Source organism: Streptomyces sp. P9-2 (genome assembly GCF_051903975.1).
Lineage (GTDB): Bacteria > Actinomycetota > Actinomycetes > Streptomycetales > Streptomycetaceae > Streptomyces > Streptomyces cellulosae.
The window spans coordinates 4,933,579-4,949,968 of sequence record NZ_CP192633.1; the positions used below are offsets into that span (position 1 = coordinate 4,933,579).

Here is a 16,390-nt window from a genome sequence, read left to right on the forward strand (position 1 = left end):
CTCAAAGGAGCGAAGTGGCTAAGGTCCGGGTCTACGAACTCGCCAAGGAGTTCGGTGTGGAGAGCAAGGTCGTCATGGCCAAGCTCCAGGAACTCGGTGAATTCGTCCGTTCGGCGTCTTCAACCATCGAAGCGCCCGTAGTACGCAAGCTGACAGACGCCTTCCAGCAGGGCGGGGGCAACGGCAAGTCCGCCGCGAAGCCCGGCGCGCCCAAGAAGGCGGCCCCCAGGCCCGCCGCGCCCTCCCCGGCGCAGGCTGGGGGCACCTCCCGCGCCGGTCAGGCAGCGGGGGACCGTCCGGCTGCCCCGAAGCCGGCGGCAGCGCCCAAGCCCGCCGCGGCCCAGCCGCCGGCGGCTCCGTCGGCGCCCTCCGCGCCGGCCTCCGGTCCGCGCCCGACTCCGGGCCCGCGCCCCGCGCCGCGTCCGGCGCCGGCCGCTCCGGAGTTCCAGGCCCCGCCCGCGGCGTCCCCGGCCCAGTCCGGTCCGAAGCCCGGCGGCGCGCGTCCCGGTGCTCCCAAGCCCGCCGGCCGTCCCGCCGGTCCCGGCCAGGGCCAGGGCGGCCAGGGCCGTCCGGCAGGCCAGGGTCAGCGTCCCGGCGGCGGTGCGCCGCGTCCGGGCGCCCGTCCGGCCGGTCCGCGCCCGGGCAACAACCCGTTCACCTCGGGTGGCTCCACCGGTATGGCCCGTCCGCAGGCTCCGCGCCCGCAGGGCCAGCGTCCCGGTCCCGGCGCCCCCGGCGCCGGCCCCCGTCCCCAGGCCCCCGGCCAGGGCGGCGGTCCCCGTCCGCAGGCTCCCGGCGGTCCCCGTCCCACTCCGGGCGGCATGCCGCGTCCGCAGGGCGGTCCCCGTCCCGGCGGCGGTCCCGGCGGTCCGCGTCCCAACCCCGGCATGATGCCGCAGCGTCCCGCTGCCGGCCCGCGTCCCGGCCCCGGCGGCCGTGGTCCGGGCGGTGCGGGTCGTCCCGGCGGCGGCGCCGGCCGTCCCGGTGGCGGCGGCTTCGCCGGCCGTCCGGGCGGCGGTGGCGGTGCCGGTCGTCCCGGTGGCGGCGGCGGTTTCGCCGGTCGTCCCGGCGGCGGTGGCTTCGGCGGCGGCGGTGGCCGTCCCGGCTTCGGCGGCCGTCCCGGCGGTCCCGGTGGCCGTGGTGGCACGCAGGGCGCCTTCGGCCGTCCCGGCGGTCCCGCGCGTCGCGGCCGTAAGTCGAAGCGGCAGAGGCGCCAGGAGTACGAGGCCATGCAGGCCCCGTCGGTCGGCGGCGTGATGCTGCCTCGCGGCAACGGCGAGACCATTCGCCTGTCGCGCGGTGCGTCGCTCACCGACTTCGCGGAGAAGATCAACGCCAACCCGGCGTCGCTCGTCGCGGTCATGATGAACCTCGGCGAGATGGTCACCGCGACCCAGTCCGTCTCCGACGAGACGCTCCAGCTCCTCGCGGACGAGATGAACTACACCGTTCAGATCGTCAGCCCGGAGGAGGAGGACCGCGAGCTGCTCGAGTCCTTCGACCTGGAGTTCGGCGAGGACGAGGGCTCCGAGGAGGACCTGGTCGTCCGTCCGCCGGTCGTGACCGTCATGGGTCACGTCGACCACGGTAAGACCCGGCTCCTCGACGCCATCCGCAAGACGAACGTCATCGCGGGCGAGGCCGGCGGCATCACCCAGCACATCGGTGCCTACCAGGTCACGACCGAGGTCAACGACGAAGAGCGCAAGATCACCTTCATCGACACCCCGGGTCACGAGGCGTTCACCGCCATGCGTGCCCGTGGTGCGAAGTCGACCGACATCGCGATCCTGGTCGTCGCGGCCAACGACGGCGTCATGCCGCAGACGGTCGAGGCGCTCAACCACGCCAAGGCGGCCGACGTCCCGATCGTCGTCGCGGTCAACAAGATCGACGTCGAGGGCGCCGACCCGACCAAGGTGCGCGGTCAGCTGACCGAGTACGGCCTCGTGGCCGAGGAGTACGGCGGCGACACCATGTTCGTCGACATCTCCGCCAAGCAGGGTCAGAACATCGACAGCCTCCTCGAGGCCGTCATCCTCACGGCGGACGCCTCGCTCGACCTGCGGGCCAACCCGAAGCAGGACGCGCAGGGCATCTCGATCGAGTCCCGGCTCGACCGCGGCCGCGGCGCCGTGGCGACCGTGCTCGTCCAGCGAGGCACCCTGCGGGTCGGCGACACGATGGTGGTGGGCGACGCCTACGGCCGCGTGCGCGCCATGCTCGACGACAACGGCAACAACGTCGCCGAGGCCGGACCCTCGACGCCGGTCCAGGTCCTGGGCCTGACCAACGTCCCGGGTGCGGGCGACAACTTCATCGTGGTGGACGAGGACCGTACGGCCCGTCAGATCGCGGAGAAGCGCGCCGCCCGTGAGCGGAACGCCGCGTTCGCCAAGCGCACGCGCCGTGTCTCCCTCGAGGACCTGGACAAGGTGCTCAAGGCCGGCGAGGTCCAGCAGCTGAACCTGATCATCAAGGGTGACGCCTCCGGTTCGGTCGAGGCCCTCGAGTCCTCGCTGCTCCAGCTGGACGTCGGCGAAGAGGTCGACATCCGCGTCCTGCACCGCGGCGTCGGTGCGGTCACGGAGTCCGACATCGACCTGGCGATGGGCTCCGACGCCATCGTGATCGGCTTCAACGTGCGCGCCGCCGGGCGTGCGCAGCAGATGGCCGAGCGCGAGGGTGTGGACGTCCGGTACTACTCGGTCATCTACCAGGCGATCGAGGAGATCGAGGCGGCCCTCAAGGGCATGCTCAAGCCGGAGTACGAGGAGGTCGAGCTCGGCACGGCGGAGATCCGCGAGGTCTTCAAGTCGTCCAAGCTGGGCAACATCGCGGGTGTCATCATCCGCTCCGGCGAGGTCAAGCGGAACACCAAGGCGCGCCTCATCCGCGACGGCAAGGTGGTCGCGGAGAACCTCAACATCGAGGGTCTGCGTCGCTTCAAGGACGACGTCACCGAGATCCGCGAAGGCTTCGAGGGCGGTATCAACCTCGGAAACTTCAACGACATCAAGGTCGACGACGTCATCGCGACGTACGAGATGCGCGAGAAGCCGCGCGTCTGACCGCAGCAGCACGCGATCGGGGCCGGTCGGCGGAAGCGTATTTCCGTCGATCGGCCCCGGCCGTTGCGTGTACGGTTCCCGTACCGGCGCCGCTGCGGCGCCCTTCCCCGGGGTACCGGCTCCGTCCGGGCCGGGGAGGTCCCTGATCCCGAACCGGCGGGTCATCCGGATGCACACATGTATGTGGGGACTCTGTCCTTCGACCTGCTCCTCGGCGACGTCCGCTCGCTCAAGGAGAAGCGCTCCGTCGTCCGTCCGATCGTCGCCGAACTGCAGCGGAAGTACGCGGTCAGCGTGGCGGAGACCGGGAACCAGAACCTGCACCGCAGGGCCGAGATCGGCCTCGCGGTGGTCTCCGGGGAATGGGACCACCTCACCGACGTCCTCGACCGCTGCGAGCGGCTGGTCGCGGCACGGCCCGAGGTGGAACTGCTCTCGGTTCGACGCAGGCTCCACAGCGACGAAGACTGAAGCAAGACGTTAAGCACTTAAGGAGACGGACCAGTGGCCGACAACGCGCGTGCCAAGAGGCTGGCGGACCTCATCCGAGAGGTGGTGGCCCAGAAGCTGCAGCGCGGGATCAAGGACCCGCGGCTCGGCTCGCACGTCACCATCACGGACACCAGGGTCACCGGCGACCTCAGGGAGGCGACCGTCTTCTACACGGTGTACGGGGACGACGAGGAGCGGAAGGCGGCCGCGGCCGGCCTGGAGTCCGCCAAGGGCGTGCTGCGCTCCGAGGTGGGCCGTGCGGCGGGCGTGAAGTTCACCCCCACCCTGACCTTCGTCATGGACGCCCTGCCGGACACCGCGCGCAACATCGAGGACCTCCTCGACAAGGCGCGCCAGTCCGACGCGAAGGTGCGCGAGGCGTCCGCGGGCGCCACGTACGCCGGCGGAGCCGACCCGTACCGCAAGCCGGAAGACGACGAGACGGACGACACCGCCGAATGACCCAGAAGCAGACCCCGCCCGACGGCCTTGTCATCGTCGACAAGCCGTCGGGCTTCACTTCGCACGACGTGGTCGCCAAGATGCGCGGCATCGCCCGCACCCGCCGGGTCGGCCACGCCGGCACCCTCGACCCGATGGCGACGGGCGTCCTCGTCCTCGGCGTCGAGCGCGCCACCAAGCTCCTCGGCCATCTGGCGCTGACCGAGAAGGAGTACCTCGGCACGGTCCGGCTCGGCCAGACCACCGTCACCGACGACGCCGAGGGGGAGATCACCGCCTCCGCCGACGCCTCACGGGTCACCCGCGAGGCCATCGACGCGGGGATCGCCGCCCTGACCGGCGACATCATGCAGGTGCCGTCCAAGGTCAGCGCCATCAAGATCAACGGGGTGCGCTCGTACAAGCGGGCGCGCGAGGGGGAGGACTTCGACATCCCGGCCCGCCCGGTCACGGTGTCCTCGTTCTCCGTGTACGACGTCCGCGAGGCCGTCGCCGAGGACGGCACACCGGTGCTGGACCTGGTCGTCTCGGTCGTCTGCTCCTCGGGCACCTACATCCGCGCCCTCGCCCGCGACCTGGGCGCGGGACTGGGCGTCGGCGGCCATCTCACGGCGCTGCGCCGCACCCGCGTCGGGCCCTACCGGCTGGACGCGGCGAAGACCCTGGACGAACTCCAGGAGAACCTGACGGTCATGCCGATCGCCGAGGCCGCGGCGGCGGCGTTCCCCCGCTGGGACGTCGACGAACGCCGGGCCAAGCTGCTGACGAACGGCGTCCGCCTGGAGATGCCGGAGGAGTACGCCGGCCGGGGGCCGGTGGCGGTCTTCGGGCCCGAGGGGCGGTTCCTGGCGCTGGTGGAGGAGCAGCGGGGGAAGGCGAAGAGCGTGGCGGTGTTCGCCCCCTGACCGTTCCCGGGGCTCCGCCCCGGACCATGCACCTCAAGCGCCGGAGGGGCTGTCTGCAGCCCCTCCGGCGTTTGAGGACGAGGCCCGCCAGGGCCGACGAGGGGGTCTGGGGCGCAGCCCCGGGGACGACGGGGTTCCCCCGCCTCGAGCGGAGCCGAGAGTGGGGGAGGGAAGGGACGGCGAGGGCGAATCCCGGACGGCGGGACCCGCAGCGACCCCGGTGTCACAGAACCGCCGGAGGCCGTCCGTGGAGCGGCGCGGCACGGGGTCGGCTCTGCGCCGCTCCACGGCCCCCCTCGGTTCCCCCACCCCTAGGGTCTGTCCATCACCCCCTCCCTGTTCACCCTCATGTGCGGGCGCTCGGAGTGAACCGGGGGAGTGGAAGGGGGCGCGTTCCCCTGCCGCACTGCGCCGCTGATCATCGGGGCCCTAAGGTCACGGGCAAGGCACCAGGTACGGCACGGCAGGAGGCTCCATGATGCCGTCGCTCGACGCCCCGAGGTACGCCCTCGAGCGGTTCCGGCCAGCCGGGGACCCGCCCGCGGACCCCGGGCTGGTCACACTCCACGACCTGGCCGGCCGTCCCCGCGGCACCGGCTTCGTGGCCGACCGGCACGGCACCGTGATCACCAGCCACGAGACCGTCGACGGCCTCCCCCGTCTCGTCCTGCACGGCGCGGAGGGCCGCCACAGCATCGTGACCGCCGATGCCGTCACCCCGCTGCCCGCCCTCGGCCTGGCCCTCGTACGCGCCGGCGACCTGGGCGTGGCCCCCCTCCCCGTCACCTCACGGGACACCGTGCCGACCGGCGCGTACGTGCGCATCCCCGCCGGCGGCTGGCGCGAGGCGCGCGTGCTCGGGACGACCACGGTCACGTACACCGCCACCGACCGCACCCACCACGTCCCCGGCGCCCTCGAACTCGCCGTCGGCACGGCCGGCCGGGACGCGCTGCGGCTCGGCGGCGGAGCGGCCGGCGGCCCGGTGCTCGACCCGGCGACCGGCACCGTCGTCGGCGTCCTCGGCACCGCGCTGCGCACAGCCGCCTCCGACGTCGGCTTCGCCGTCCCCCTGCACCCCATGGTCCCCGCCCTCGCCGCGCTGCTCATGGAGAACGCGGCCACGGTCCCCGCGTACGGGACCGACCTCAACCTCGCCGGTGTCGTCGAGCTCACCGCCGCCTCCGTGGCCCGCCACGCCCCGCGGCCGATCGTGGAACCGGCCGAACGGGCCGCCGCCCGCGCCGAGTTGTACGCCTTCGAGCGCGGCGACGCGACCGTCCTGGGCCTCGTAGGACCGCCCGGCAGCGGCCGCAGCACCGAACTCGCCGCCCTCGCGGCCCGCCGCCACCACGCGGGCCTGCCCACGCTCTGGCTGCGCGGAACCGACCTGCGCGAAGACGACACCTCCGCCGCCGACGCCGCCCGCCGCGCCCTGGACCGGGCCGCCGCCGATGTGGCCGCCTCCCTGCCGTTCCCGCCGCAGGACCTCGGCGACCTCGCGCCCGAGCGTCTCGCCGCGCTCGCCCACGCGGCCGGCCGCCCCCTGCTGCTCCTCCTCGACGACCCCGAGCAGATGCAGCCCGGCCTGTACCGGCGGCGGGCCGCGTGGACCGAGGAGACCGTGCGCCGGCTGCGCGCGACGGGCACCCGCCTCGTGGTGTCCTGCACCCCCGAGCACTGGGAGGAGGCCGGCTACCCGCCCGCCCTGCTGCACCACGGAAGCGCGTGCCCCGAAAACCTCCCGCCCTGTGTGGTCCTCGGCGACCTCACCGCCGACGAGGCCCGCGACGCCCGCGCCCGGTACGGCATCCCCGAGGGCGCCGTCACCGACGCCGACGCGGCCCACCCGCTGACCCTGCGCCTGCTCGCCGAGGTCCGCTCCGACGTAGCCGCCACAGCACCCGACGGCCCCGTCGACCGCGACGACGTGCTCACCGCCCACCTGGACCTGACCTGCCTGCGCATCGCCCAGCGCCTCGCCGGGGGACTCGGCGCCCGCGGCACCGCCGTACGCCGTCTGGCCGTCCGGGCCGCCGGGAAGGCGCACGAGGCGGCCCGCCGCTGCCTCGGCACGGAGGACGGGGCGCTGGACCGCGCGTCGTTCGAGGAGCTGTTCCCCGCGTCCGGACCCGCGACCGCCGTGAACAGTACCGACGGCACAGCGCCCGGCTGGGCGGGCGCCGTCGTCGCCGAAGGGCTGCTCGTCCCGGCCGGGGACGGCTACCGGTTCGGGCGCGAGGAGCTCGCCGACTGGCTCCAGGGGGCCCACCTCGACCTCGACGGCGCCCTGCGCACCCTCGTGCACACCCCCGCCGCCGACACCGACCCCGTGCCGCGCCACCGCATCGGCCCCGTCGTCGAGGCGCTGCTGTGCCTCGCCCGCCGGCACGGCCCCGCCCGGCTCGCCTCCCGCCTCGCGGACCTGACGCACGCCCTGGACGCCGACCCCGGCTCCTGGTGGGCCTCCCGCCTGCTCACCGGCGCCCTCACCCGCGTACCCGACGCGGGTCCGTACACGGACGTGCTGCGGCTGCTCGCCGACCGTGTCGTGGCCTGGCGGGAGCAGCGGCGGACCGTCCCGCCCGAGCTGGGGCCCGCCTTCTGGACGCGGCTGCGGCTGCCCGTGGAGGCGCGCTGTGCCCTGCTGCGCCGGCTGCTGCCGGCCGACGGACCCCCGTGCGAGAGCGGCCCCCGCTTCCTCGACACCGTCGCCGGGATGCTCACCGCCGACCCCGCGACCGTCCTGCCGTACCTGATCCGCTGGTTCGACGACGAACGGCCGCTGCCGGCCACCCCGCACGCCACCGTGGCGACCGCCGCGCAGGCCCTGCTGCACACCCACCGCCACGGCGCGCCCGACGCGCTCACCGAGGCGCTCGTCGACAGTCCGCACCGGCGCGCCGACGAACTCCTCGCCGTGCTCGCCGAGGAGGACCCGGGAGCCCTGTGCCGGGCCGTCGACCGGTGGGCGGAGGACCCCCGACCCGCCCGCCGCGCCGCGGCCGTCACCCACGGCCTGCGGGTCGCGCCCTACGCCCGCGACCTCGGCGACCGCACCCTGCTGCGGTACGCCGCCCTCGCCGTCCTGGTGCGCAGCGCCGACCGCGCGCTGCACGGCGGCGCCCTCGCTCTCCTCGTCCGTGACCCGGACAGCAGGGGACGCCACCTCGCCCGCGCGCTGGAGCGGTTCGCGGCCGGCGACCCGCACTTCCCGGCGAGCGCGCTCAGCGACGCCCTCACCACCCACACCGAGCCCGTCCTCGACGCCTTCCGCACCCGGCTCACGCAGGGCACGGATCCGGACGACACCTTCCGCGCCCTCGCCGACGCCACCACGCCCGCCCTCGCCCGGCCGGTCGCCGCCCTCGTCCGGGAGGCGGCCGCCCGGCGGCCCGAGCTGACCGGCTGCGTCGCCGGGTACGCCGACCGCCGCATCGAGCTCGGCCCCGCCGCCCGCGCCGTGCTGCGCCTGCTCCTCACGGAGCTGCTGGACAGCGGTCCGCGTCCCCTGCGGGAGGCCCTCGCCGGGGTCCTGGCCGCGCCCGGCACCTCCGCCTCCCGGGCCCTGCGACGGGGCCTGCTCGACACGCTGCTCGACCGGGAGACCGACCCCGGCGTGCTGGACGCGGTGCTGCGCGCCGGTGCCCGCACCACCGGTCCCGAGCTGCGCGTGCTCGTCCACCGCACGGCACTGCTGCTCGTCCGCACCGCCGAGGGCGCCGTCCGCCTCGACCGCACCCTCGCCGACCTGGCCCGCCACGTCCCCGGCCTCGCGGCCACCGTGGCCGGCTGGCTCACCGACGCCCCGCACGTCTGGGGACCGCTCGTCGGACCCGCCACCCGGGAGGTGATCGACGAGCTCACGGGCGCGGCTGTCCCCGTCTGACGCCACCGGCGCGCGCACGTGACGCCACCCGGCGCGTGCACGTCGTCACACAGCCCCCATGCCGATGCGAGCCGGGGCCACCCGGCATGGCACTCTTAGAGCTGCGCAGAGAAGTCACGGACTCGGGTTCGTCCGACAAGGTTTCGACAAGGAGCAGTCACAGTGCAGCGCTGGCGTGGCTTGGAGGACATCCCCCACGACTGGGGGCGCAGCGTCGTCACCATCGGCTCCTACGACGGAGTGCACCGCGGTCACCAGCTGATCATCCGGCACGCCGTGGACCGCGCCCGCGCGCTCGGAGTCCCGGCGGTCGTCGTCACCTTCGACCCGCACCCCAGCGAGGTGGTCCGCCCCGGCAGCCACCCGCCGCTGCTCGCCCCGCACCACCGGCGCGCGGACCTGATGGCGGAGCTGGGCGTCGACGCGGTGCTGGTGCTGCCCTTCACCACCGAGTTCTCGAAGCTGTCGCCGGCCGAGTTCGTGGTCAAGGTGCTGGTCGACAAGCTGCACGCCAAGGCCGTCGTCGAGGGCCCCAACTTCCGCTTCGGCCACAAGGCGGCGGGCACGGTGCAGTTCCTCGCCGAGCAGGGCAAGGTGTACGACTTCGACGTCGAGGTCGTCGACCTGTACGTGTCCGGTGAGGCGGGCGGCGGCGAGCCGTTCTCCTCCACGCTCACCCGCCGCCTGGTCGCCGAGGGCGACGTCGAGGGCGCCGCCGAGATCCTGGGCCGCCCGCACCGCGTGGAGGGCGTCGTCGTCCGCGGCGCCCAGCGTGGCCGCGACCTCGGCTTCCCCACCGCCAACGTCGAGACGCTCCCGCACACCGCGATCCCCGCCGACGGGGTCTACGCGGGCTGGCTGCACGCGCAGGGCGAGGCGATGCCGGCGGCGATCTCCGTCGGCACCAACCCGCAGTTCGACGGCACCGAGCGGACCGTCGAGGCGTACGCCATCGACCGCGTCGGCCTCGACCTGTACGGGCTGCACGTCGCCGTGGACTTCCTGGCGTTCGTGCGCGGGCAGGCCAAGTTCGACACGCTGGACGATCTGCTGGAGCAGATGGGGCGGGACGTCGAGCGGTGCAGGGAGCTCGTCGCCGCGGCCGCCGAGCAGGCCAGAGACGCCTGAGGCATTCAGGTATTTCGGGGAGGTCAGCGCCCAGCCGCCCAGTGGCACGCGACCTGCGCGGTGCCGTCGCCGGTCAGGATCCCCGGGTCCCGCGTCCGGCAGGCCTCGGCCACCCCGGCCCGTTCCGCCTCCCCGCCCGCCAGGATCTGGCAGCGCGCGTGGAAACGACAGCCGGACGGGACACGGGACGGGTCCGGCGGCTCACCGGTCAGCACCACCGGGTCGCCGGGCGCCTCGGGGAGCACCGACAGCAGCGCCTGCGTGTAGGGATGCCGGGGAGCGGTCAGCACCTGCTCCACCGGCCCCGTCTCCACGATCCGGCCCAGATACATGACCGCCACCCGGTCGGCGATGTTCCACGCCAGCCCCAGGTCGTGCGTGACGACCAGTGCGGACAGCCCCAGTTCGTCGCGCAGGCGCAGCAGCAGCGCCAGGATCTCGCCGCGCACGGACGCGTCGAGGGACGCCACCGGCTCGTCGGCGACGAGGAGTTCGGGCTCCAGCACCAGCGCGCCCGCGATCACCACCCGCTGGCGCTGACCGCCGGACAGCTCGTGCGGATAGCGCAGGAAGAAGCGCTCCGGCGGTCGCAGCCCGGCCCGGGACAACGCCCCCGCCACGGCCGCCTGTTCGTCACCGCGGTGACCGTGGATGCGCAGCCCCTCGGCGACCGCGTCGTACACGGTGTGCCGGGGGTTGAGCGAGCCGCTCGGGTCCTGCAGCACCAGCTGCACCCGCTTGCGGTACGCCTTCAGGGAGTGGCCGGAGTACTCCAGGGGCCGCCCGTCGAAGGTGACGCGGCCGTCGGTCGGGGTGACGAGCCCGAGCAGGGTGCGGGCCAGCGTGGTCTTGCCGCACCCCGACTCACCGACCAGGGCGACGATCTCACCCCGCCGGATGTCGAGGTCGACCCCGTCCACGGCCCGGGCGTCGGACGCGCCGTGCCGCCCGGGGAAGGCGACGTGCACGCGGTGGGCACTGAGCAGCGCGGTCGTCGTGGGGGTCACGGAGGCGATGGGGGGCGTGGGGATCATGGGGTGCGGGGCCTCGCTTCCTTGCCGGGGCGGGCGGGCTCACCGGGCGGTGGGGGGCCTTCGCGCCGCTGGTCCGGCTCCGCGTCTACGGGTCGCTGGTCTGGCCCTGTGCCTTGGCGTCGCTGGGCCGGGCTTGCGTGTTCGCTCCGCTGGTCTGGCACCGTGTCTTCGTGTCGCTGGGCCGGGCCTGTGTCTTCGCGTCGGTGGCCTGGGCCCGCGTCTTCGCGCCGCCCGTCCGGGCTCGCGTCTTCGCTCCGCCCGTCCGGGCTCGCGTCTTCGCTCCGCTGGTCTGGCACCGTGTCTTCGGGGCGCTGGTCTGGCCCCGCGTCTTCTCCCCGCTGGGCCGGGCCTGTGTCTTTGCTCCACCCGTCCGCCCCCGCGCCTTCGCGTCGCCCCTCCGCCCCCGCGCCTTCGGATCCGCCCCGCCCGACCCGTACGCAGGCCGCCCGCCAGGCCGCCGTGCCCGCCTCGCGCAGGGGCTGGTCCTCTACCGCGCAGGAGTCCAGCGCCACCGGGCAGCGCGGATGGAACGTGCAGCCGTCCGGCAGCGCCGACGGGTCGGGCGGGTCGCCGGGGAGGCCGCGCGGCGCGAAGCGTGAGGACGGGTCGCCGATACGGGGGAACGCGGCCGACAGGGCGCGTGCGTACGGGTGTCGGGCGTCCTCGTAGACCTGGGCGGCGGGCCCTTCCTCGACGACCCGCCCCGCGTACATCACCGCGAGCCGGTCGCAGGTGTCGGCGAGCACCGCCAGGTCGTGGCTGATCATCATCAGCCCCACCTCCTGGTCGGCGACCAACTGCTCGATCAGGCGCAGGATCTGCGCCTGGATCATCACATCGAGCGCGGTGGTCGGCTCGTCCGCGATGATCAGACGGGGGTCGCAGGCGAGCGCCATCGCGATCATCACCCGCTGCCGTTGACCGCCGGACAGCTCGTGCGGATACGCCGACGCACGGGCCGCCGGCAGACCCACCTGCTCCAGCAGCTCCCCCGCCCGCTTCCGGGCCCCGGCCGCCGTCGCCCGGCCGTGCAACAGGATCGGCTCGGCGATCTGGTCGCCGATGCGGTGCACGGGGTTGAGGGAGTGCATGGCGCCCTGGAAGACGATCGAGGCGCCGGCCCACCGCACCGCGCGCACCCGGCCCCACTTCATGGCCGGCACGTCCTCGCCGTCCAGCAGGATCTCCCCGCCGACCCGGGCGCCGGCAGGGAGCAGCCGTAGCAGCGCCAGCGCGAGCGTGGACTTGCCGCACCCCGACTCTCCGGCGATCCCGAGCTTCTGGCCGGCCTCCAGCCGCAGGTCCACCCCGCGCACGGCCGCCGCGCCGCCCGCGTACGTCACCGTCAGGTCCCTCACCTCGAGCAGGCTCACCGGGACACCCCCAGCCTCGGGTTGAGAACCTGCTCCACGGCCCGTCCGCACAGCGTGAACGCCAGCGCCACCACGGCGATGGCGACGCCCGGCGGCACCAGGTACCACCAGTGCCCGGAGCTCACCGCGCCCGCCTCCCGCGCGTCCTGCAGCAGCGCGCCCCAGGACACGACCGTCGGGTCGCCGAGCCCGAGGAAGGCGAGAGTGGCCTCGGCGAGGATCGCCGTGGAGATGATCAGGGTCGTCTGGGCGAGCACCAGCGGCATCACGTTCGGCAGCACATGCCGGGACATGATGTGCCAGTGCCCACCGCCCAGCGCCCGCGCCCGCTCGATGTACGGCCGGGTCTCCACGGCCAGGGTCTGCGCGCGTACCAGCCGGGCGGTGGTCGGCCAGGTGGTCACCCCGATCGCCACCACGATGGTGAGCAGCGACCGCGGCATCACCGTGGCCAGCGCGATCGCCAGCACCAGCGTCGGCATCACCAGGAACCAGTCGGTGATCCGCATCATCACCGTGGCGTACCAGCCCTTGAAGTGCCCCGCCGTGACCCCGATCAGCGTGCCGATCGCCACCGACAGGACGGCCGCGAGCAGCCCGACCAGCAGCGAGACGCGCGCACCCCAGATCACCAGACCGAGCAGGTTCCGCCCGAACCGGTCGGTGCCGAACGGGAATCGAGCGCTCGGGTCCTCCAGCGGGCCGCCGGGCGCATCGGTCACGTTGTCGACGTCGGAGCCGACCAGCAGCGGAGCGGTGAGCGCCAGCAGCGCGAACAGCAGCAGGGCCGCGAGACCGGACAACCCGGCCCGGTGGGCCCGGTACTGCCGCCAGAAACGCGCGGCCGAGTCCCGTCGCCGCCGCCAGGCGAGCGAGCGCGACGGGACCGCGAGCGCCGTCTGCGCCTTGGTCGTTCCGTTCTCGGAAGTCATCGGCCCACCCGGGGGTCGAGCAGCGGATAGATCAGATCGGCCAGGGTGTTCATCACGATCACCGCGGCGGCGAACACGAGGAACAGCCCCTGCACCAGCGGCAGATCGGGCACACTGAGCGCCTGGTAGAACAGCCCGCCGAGGCCCGGCCAGGAGAACACCGTCTCCACCAGGATCACCCCGGCCACCGTGCGGCCCAGGTTGATGAAGATCAGCGTCACGGTCGGCAGCAGCGCGTTCGGCACCGCGTGACGCCGCCGTACGAGGTCGTCGCGCAGCCCCTTGGCGCGGGCGGTGGTCAGATAGTCGCTGCCCATCTCGTCCATCAGCGCCGACCGGGTCACCAGCAGCGTCTGCCCGTACTCGACGGCCACCAGCGTCACCACCGGCAGGACGAGGTGGTGGGCCACGTCCACGACGTACGCGAAGCCCTCCTCGCCGCCCGACTCCATGCCCCCGGTGGGGAACAGCCCCGGCAGCGGCCCGATCCCGACCGACAGCGTGACGATCAGCAGCAGCCCCAGCCAGAACGACGGCACCGAGTAAAGAGTGAGCGCCAGACCGGTGTTGAGCCGGTCGCCGAGCCGCCCGTGCCGCCACGCCGACCGGGTGCCGAGGAAGATGCCCAGCAAGGTGTAGATCACGAAGGCCGTGCCGGTGAGCAGCAGGGTGTTGGGCAGCGCCTCGGTGATCTTGTCGATCACCGGGGCGTTGAACTGGTACGAAGTCCCCAGGTCTCCCGTGAGGGCCTTGCCGCAGTAGTCGGTGAACTGCTGCCACATCGGCAGGTCGAGCCCGAACTGCTTACGGTAATGGGCGAGTTGCTCGGCCGAGACCTGCCGCCCGCCGGTCATGAACTTCACCGGGTCGCCGGGGATCAGCCGGAACAGGAAGAAGCTGGTGACGAGCACCGCGAGCAGCGAGACCGCCGCGCCCGCCAGCTTGCCGGCGACGTACCGCAGATACGCGGTGGCGGTGCGGGCGCCCGGCCCGTGGGGCGCCGCCGCGGGTCCGGCGGCGCCCGTCTTCCCGACCGGTGCGGACGCCGCGTCGGCGGTCATCGGCACCTCCGTCCGCTACTCACGCTCGTCGGCCGTCGCCCGGCGCCGCAGGGTGAAGAAGGCGCCCGCACCGGCGAGGACGACGACACCGGCCACGATCCCGACGACCACCCCGGTCGACGACGAACCCCCGGAAGAATCACCGGAGTCGGCCGGCACCGCCGACCACCAGCTCCAGTAGCCGTCCTGTCCGTAGATGTTGCCCGCCTTCGCCGGCATGGTGGTGATCGACTCGATCTGGTCGGTGCGGTACGCCTCCACCGCGTTCGGGTACGCCATGACGTTCATGTACCCGAGGTCGTACAGCCGCGACTCCATCCGCTTGACGATCGCCGCCCGCTTGTCCGGGTCGTACTCGGCGAGCTGCCGCGCGTACAGCTCGTCGTACGTCTTGTCGCAGATGAAGTTGTCGGTCGCTCCCGTCTCCTCGGGGGTGGCGGGCAGCGCGGCGCAGGTGTGGATCGACAGCACGAAGTCCGGGTCGGGGTTGACGGACCAGCCGTCGAAGGCGAGGTCGTACTCACCGGCCAGCCAGGGATCGGTCACGTTGTCCAGGCAGTTGAGGGTGACGCCGATGCCGAGTTCGCCCCACCACTCCTGGAGGTACTGGCCGATCGCCTTGTCGTTCGGGTCGGTGGCGTGGCACAGCACGCGGTAGGTGATGGGCTTGCCGTCCTTGCCGATACGCCGCCCGTCCGCGTTCTTCTTCAGCCCGGCCTGGTCGAGCATCCGCCCGGCCTCGTCAGGGTCGTACGTCAACTCCTGGCCGGGCGACGGCTTCCAGAAGTACGGGGAGAAGCGCGGCGGGATGTAGCCCGCGCCCTCCACGGCGTGCCCCTGGAACACCTTGTCGATGACGGCCTCGCGGTCCACCGCCTTGAACAGCGCGTTGCGCACCCGCTGGTCGAGCAGGGAGGGGTGCCCGTCACCCATCGTCTCGCCGTTCTTCGCCCTGGCGCCCGGGTTGGTGGCGAGGGCGTAGAAGCGGCGGCCGGGGGCGTCGTTGACGTGGATGTTCTTCTCGCCCTTGAGCGAGGCCGCCTGGGCGGGCGTCAGCGAGGGCGATCCGGCGACGAACGACACCTCGCCCTTGCGCAGCGCCGACACCGCCGCGTCCTGGTCCTTGTAGTAGCGGAAGACCAGCTCGTCGAACTTCGGCGCGCCACGCCAGAAGTCCTTGTTGGCCTTCAGCCGTACGTAGCTGTCGGGCTTGTAGTCGGTGAGGACGAACGGCCCGTTGCCGACGACCGGGAAGTCCTTGTCGTTGTTGAACTTCGAGTAGTCGTCGACCTTCTCCCACACATGCTTGGGCACGATCGGGACGTCCAGCGCCGTCATCGTGGCCTGCGGCTTCTTCAGCTCGATGACCAGCTGGGTGGGGCTCGGGGCCGTCACCTTCTCGAAGTTGGAGACGAAACTGCCGTTGGCGGTGGCCGCGCCCGGGTCGGTCATCATCGTGTTGAACGTCCACGCCGCGTCCTCGGCGGTCGCCTGCTCGCCGTCCGACCACTTCGAGTCGGAGCGGATCGTGTACGTCCAGGTCAGCTTGTCCGGGGAGGACTCCCACTTGGTCGCGAACCCCGGTACGACGCTGTTGTCCTCGGGGTCGTAGTTGGTGAGGTACTCGTAGGTGAGCCGGTGGATGCTGGTGCTGAGCAGCCGCACCGCGAGGAAGGGGCTGAGTGAGTCGACGCTCTGCGCCACCGCGACCGTCAGCACCTTCTTGCCGTCGTCGTCGGCCGCGTGGGCCTGTGACGGTGCGGGACTGAGGGGAGTGGCGAGCCCGGCGCTGAGCGCGAGCGCCGCGGCGCCGGCAGCCGCGACGAGCCGGGCGCGGCGGGGAGTGCGGCCGAGCGGGGCCCGGCCGGGGGTGCGGTGATGGCCGCCGTACTGATCGTTCGTGTCCATGGGCGCAGACCTCGTGTCGTCGATCGCACGGGTGGGACGGGTTGATCAGATGAGTGAGGGTGTGTCTATCAGCGGTCCGTGCGGCCGTCAACGGCGCTGGCACCCCGTGTGGCCTGCGGAAACGCTGATTTGACG

At 73.3% G+C, this 16,390-nt stretch carries 10 protein-coding genes and 1 pseudogene; 6 read left to right on the top strand and 5 right to left on the bottom strand.

Annotated elements, in window-relative coordinates; all coding sequences use genetic code 11:
• Window positions 1-14 precede the first annotated feature (14 nt).
• From infB to ACQY0Z_RS22725, 6 genes are all read left to right on the top strand, one after another.
• Window positions 15-3,071 (top strand): translation initiation factor IF-2, encoded by a 3,057-nt coding sequence (infB, locus tag ACQY0Z_RS22700; RefSeq protein WP_189906913.1) that lies wholly within the window; start codon window positions 15-17, stop codon window positions 3,069-3,071.
• A 177-nt stretch (window positions 3,072-3,248) separates the two neighbouring features.
• Entirely contained in the window at window positions 3,249-3,542 is a 294-nt protein-coding gene (locus ACQY0Z_RS22705; RefSeq protein WP_019527008.1) for a DUF503 domain-containing protein, read from the top strand.
• Between the two features lie 33 nt (window positions 3,543-3,575).
• Window positions 3,576-4,025, top strand: a complete 450-nt coding sequence (rbfA, locus tag ACQY0Z_RS22710) for a 30S ribosome-binding factor RbfA (protein WP_019527009.1) — start codon at window positions 3,576-3,578, stop codon at window positions 4,023-4,025.
• Complete coding sequence (gene truB / locus ACQY0Z_RS22715) at window positions 4,022-4,930, top strand: tRNA pseudouridine(55) synthase TruB (RefSeq protein ID WP_189906915.1); 909 nt, start codon at window positions 4,022-4,024, stop codon at window positions 4,928-4,930. The genes rbfA and truB overlap by 4 nt, the downstream gene beginning before the upstream one ends.
• Before the next feature lie 475 nt (window positions 4,931-5,405).
• Window positions 5,406-8,819 carry a trypsin-like peptidase domain-containing protein gene (locus tag ACQY0Z_RS22720; protein ID WP_439812723.1) on the top strand — a complete coding sequence of 1,138 codons (3,414 nt, stop codon included), beginning with the start codon at window positions 5,406-5,408 and terminating at the stop codon, window positions 8,817-8,819.
• 162 nt (window positions 8,820-8,981) lie between these two features.
• Complete coding sequence (locus ACQY0Z_RS22725) at window positions 8,982-9,947, top strand: bifunctional riboflavin kinase/FAD synthetase (RefSeq protein WP_189906919.1); 966 nt, start codon at window positions 8,982-8,984, stop codon at window positions 9,945-9,947.
• Between the two features lie 23 nt (window positions 9,948-9,970).
• On the opposite strand, the gene ACQY0Z_RS22730 is transcribed toward ACQY0Z_RS22725, so the two are convergent.
• The 5 genes and pseudogenes from ACQY0Z_RS22730 to ACQY0Z_RS22750 all read right to left on the bottom strand — a co-directional run bounded on the left by ACQY0Z_RS22730 (window position 9,971) and on the right by ACQY0Z_RS22750 (window position 16,255).
• Window positions 9,971-10,981 (bottom strand): ABC transporter ATP-binding protein, encoded by a 1,011-nt coding sequence (locus ACQY0Z_RS22730; protein ID WP_439812724.1) that lies wholly within the window; start codon window positions 10,979-10,981, stop codon window positions 9,971-9,973.
• A 338-nt stretch (window positions 10,982-11,319) separates the two neighbouring features.
• A pseudogene (locus ACQY0Z_RS22735) lies at window positions 11,320-12,354 on the bottom strand (ABC transporter ATP-binding protein); the annotation flags it as partial.
• Entirely contained in the window at window positions 12,351-13,286 is a 936-nt protein-coding gene (locus tag ACQY0Z_RS22740) for an ABC transporter permease (RefSeq protein WP_189906375.1), read from the bottom strand. The pseudogene ACQY0Z_RS22735 and the gene ACQY0Z_RS22740, both read right to left, overlap by 4 nt.
• Entirely contained in the window at window positions 13,283-14,347 is a 1,065-nt protein-coding gene (locus ACQY0Z_RS22745; RefSeq protein WP_381727805.1) for an ABC transporter permease, read from the bottom strand. The genes ACQY0Z_RS22740 and ACQY0Z_RS22745 overlap by 4 nt, the downstream gene beginning before the upstream one ends.
• A 15-nt stretch (window positions 14,348-14,362) precedes the next feature.
• Window positions 14,363-16,255, bottom strand: a complete 1,893-nt coding sequence (locus ACQY0Z_RS22750; RefSeq protein ID WP_254588612.1) for an ABC transporter substrate-binding protein — start codon at window positions 16,253-16,255, stop codon at window positions 14,363-14,365.
• Window positions 16,256-16,390 lie beyond the last annotated feature (135 nt).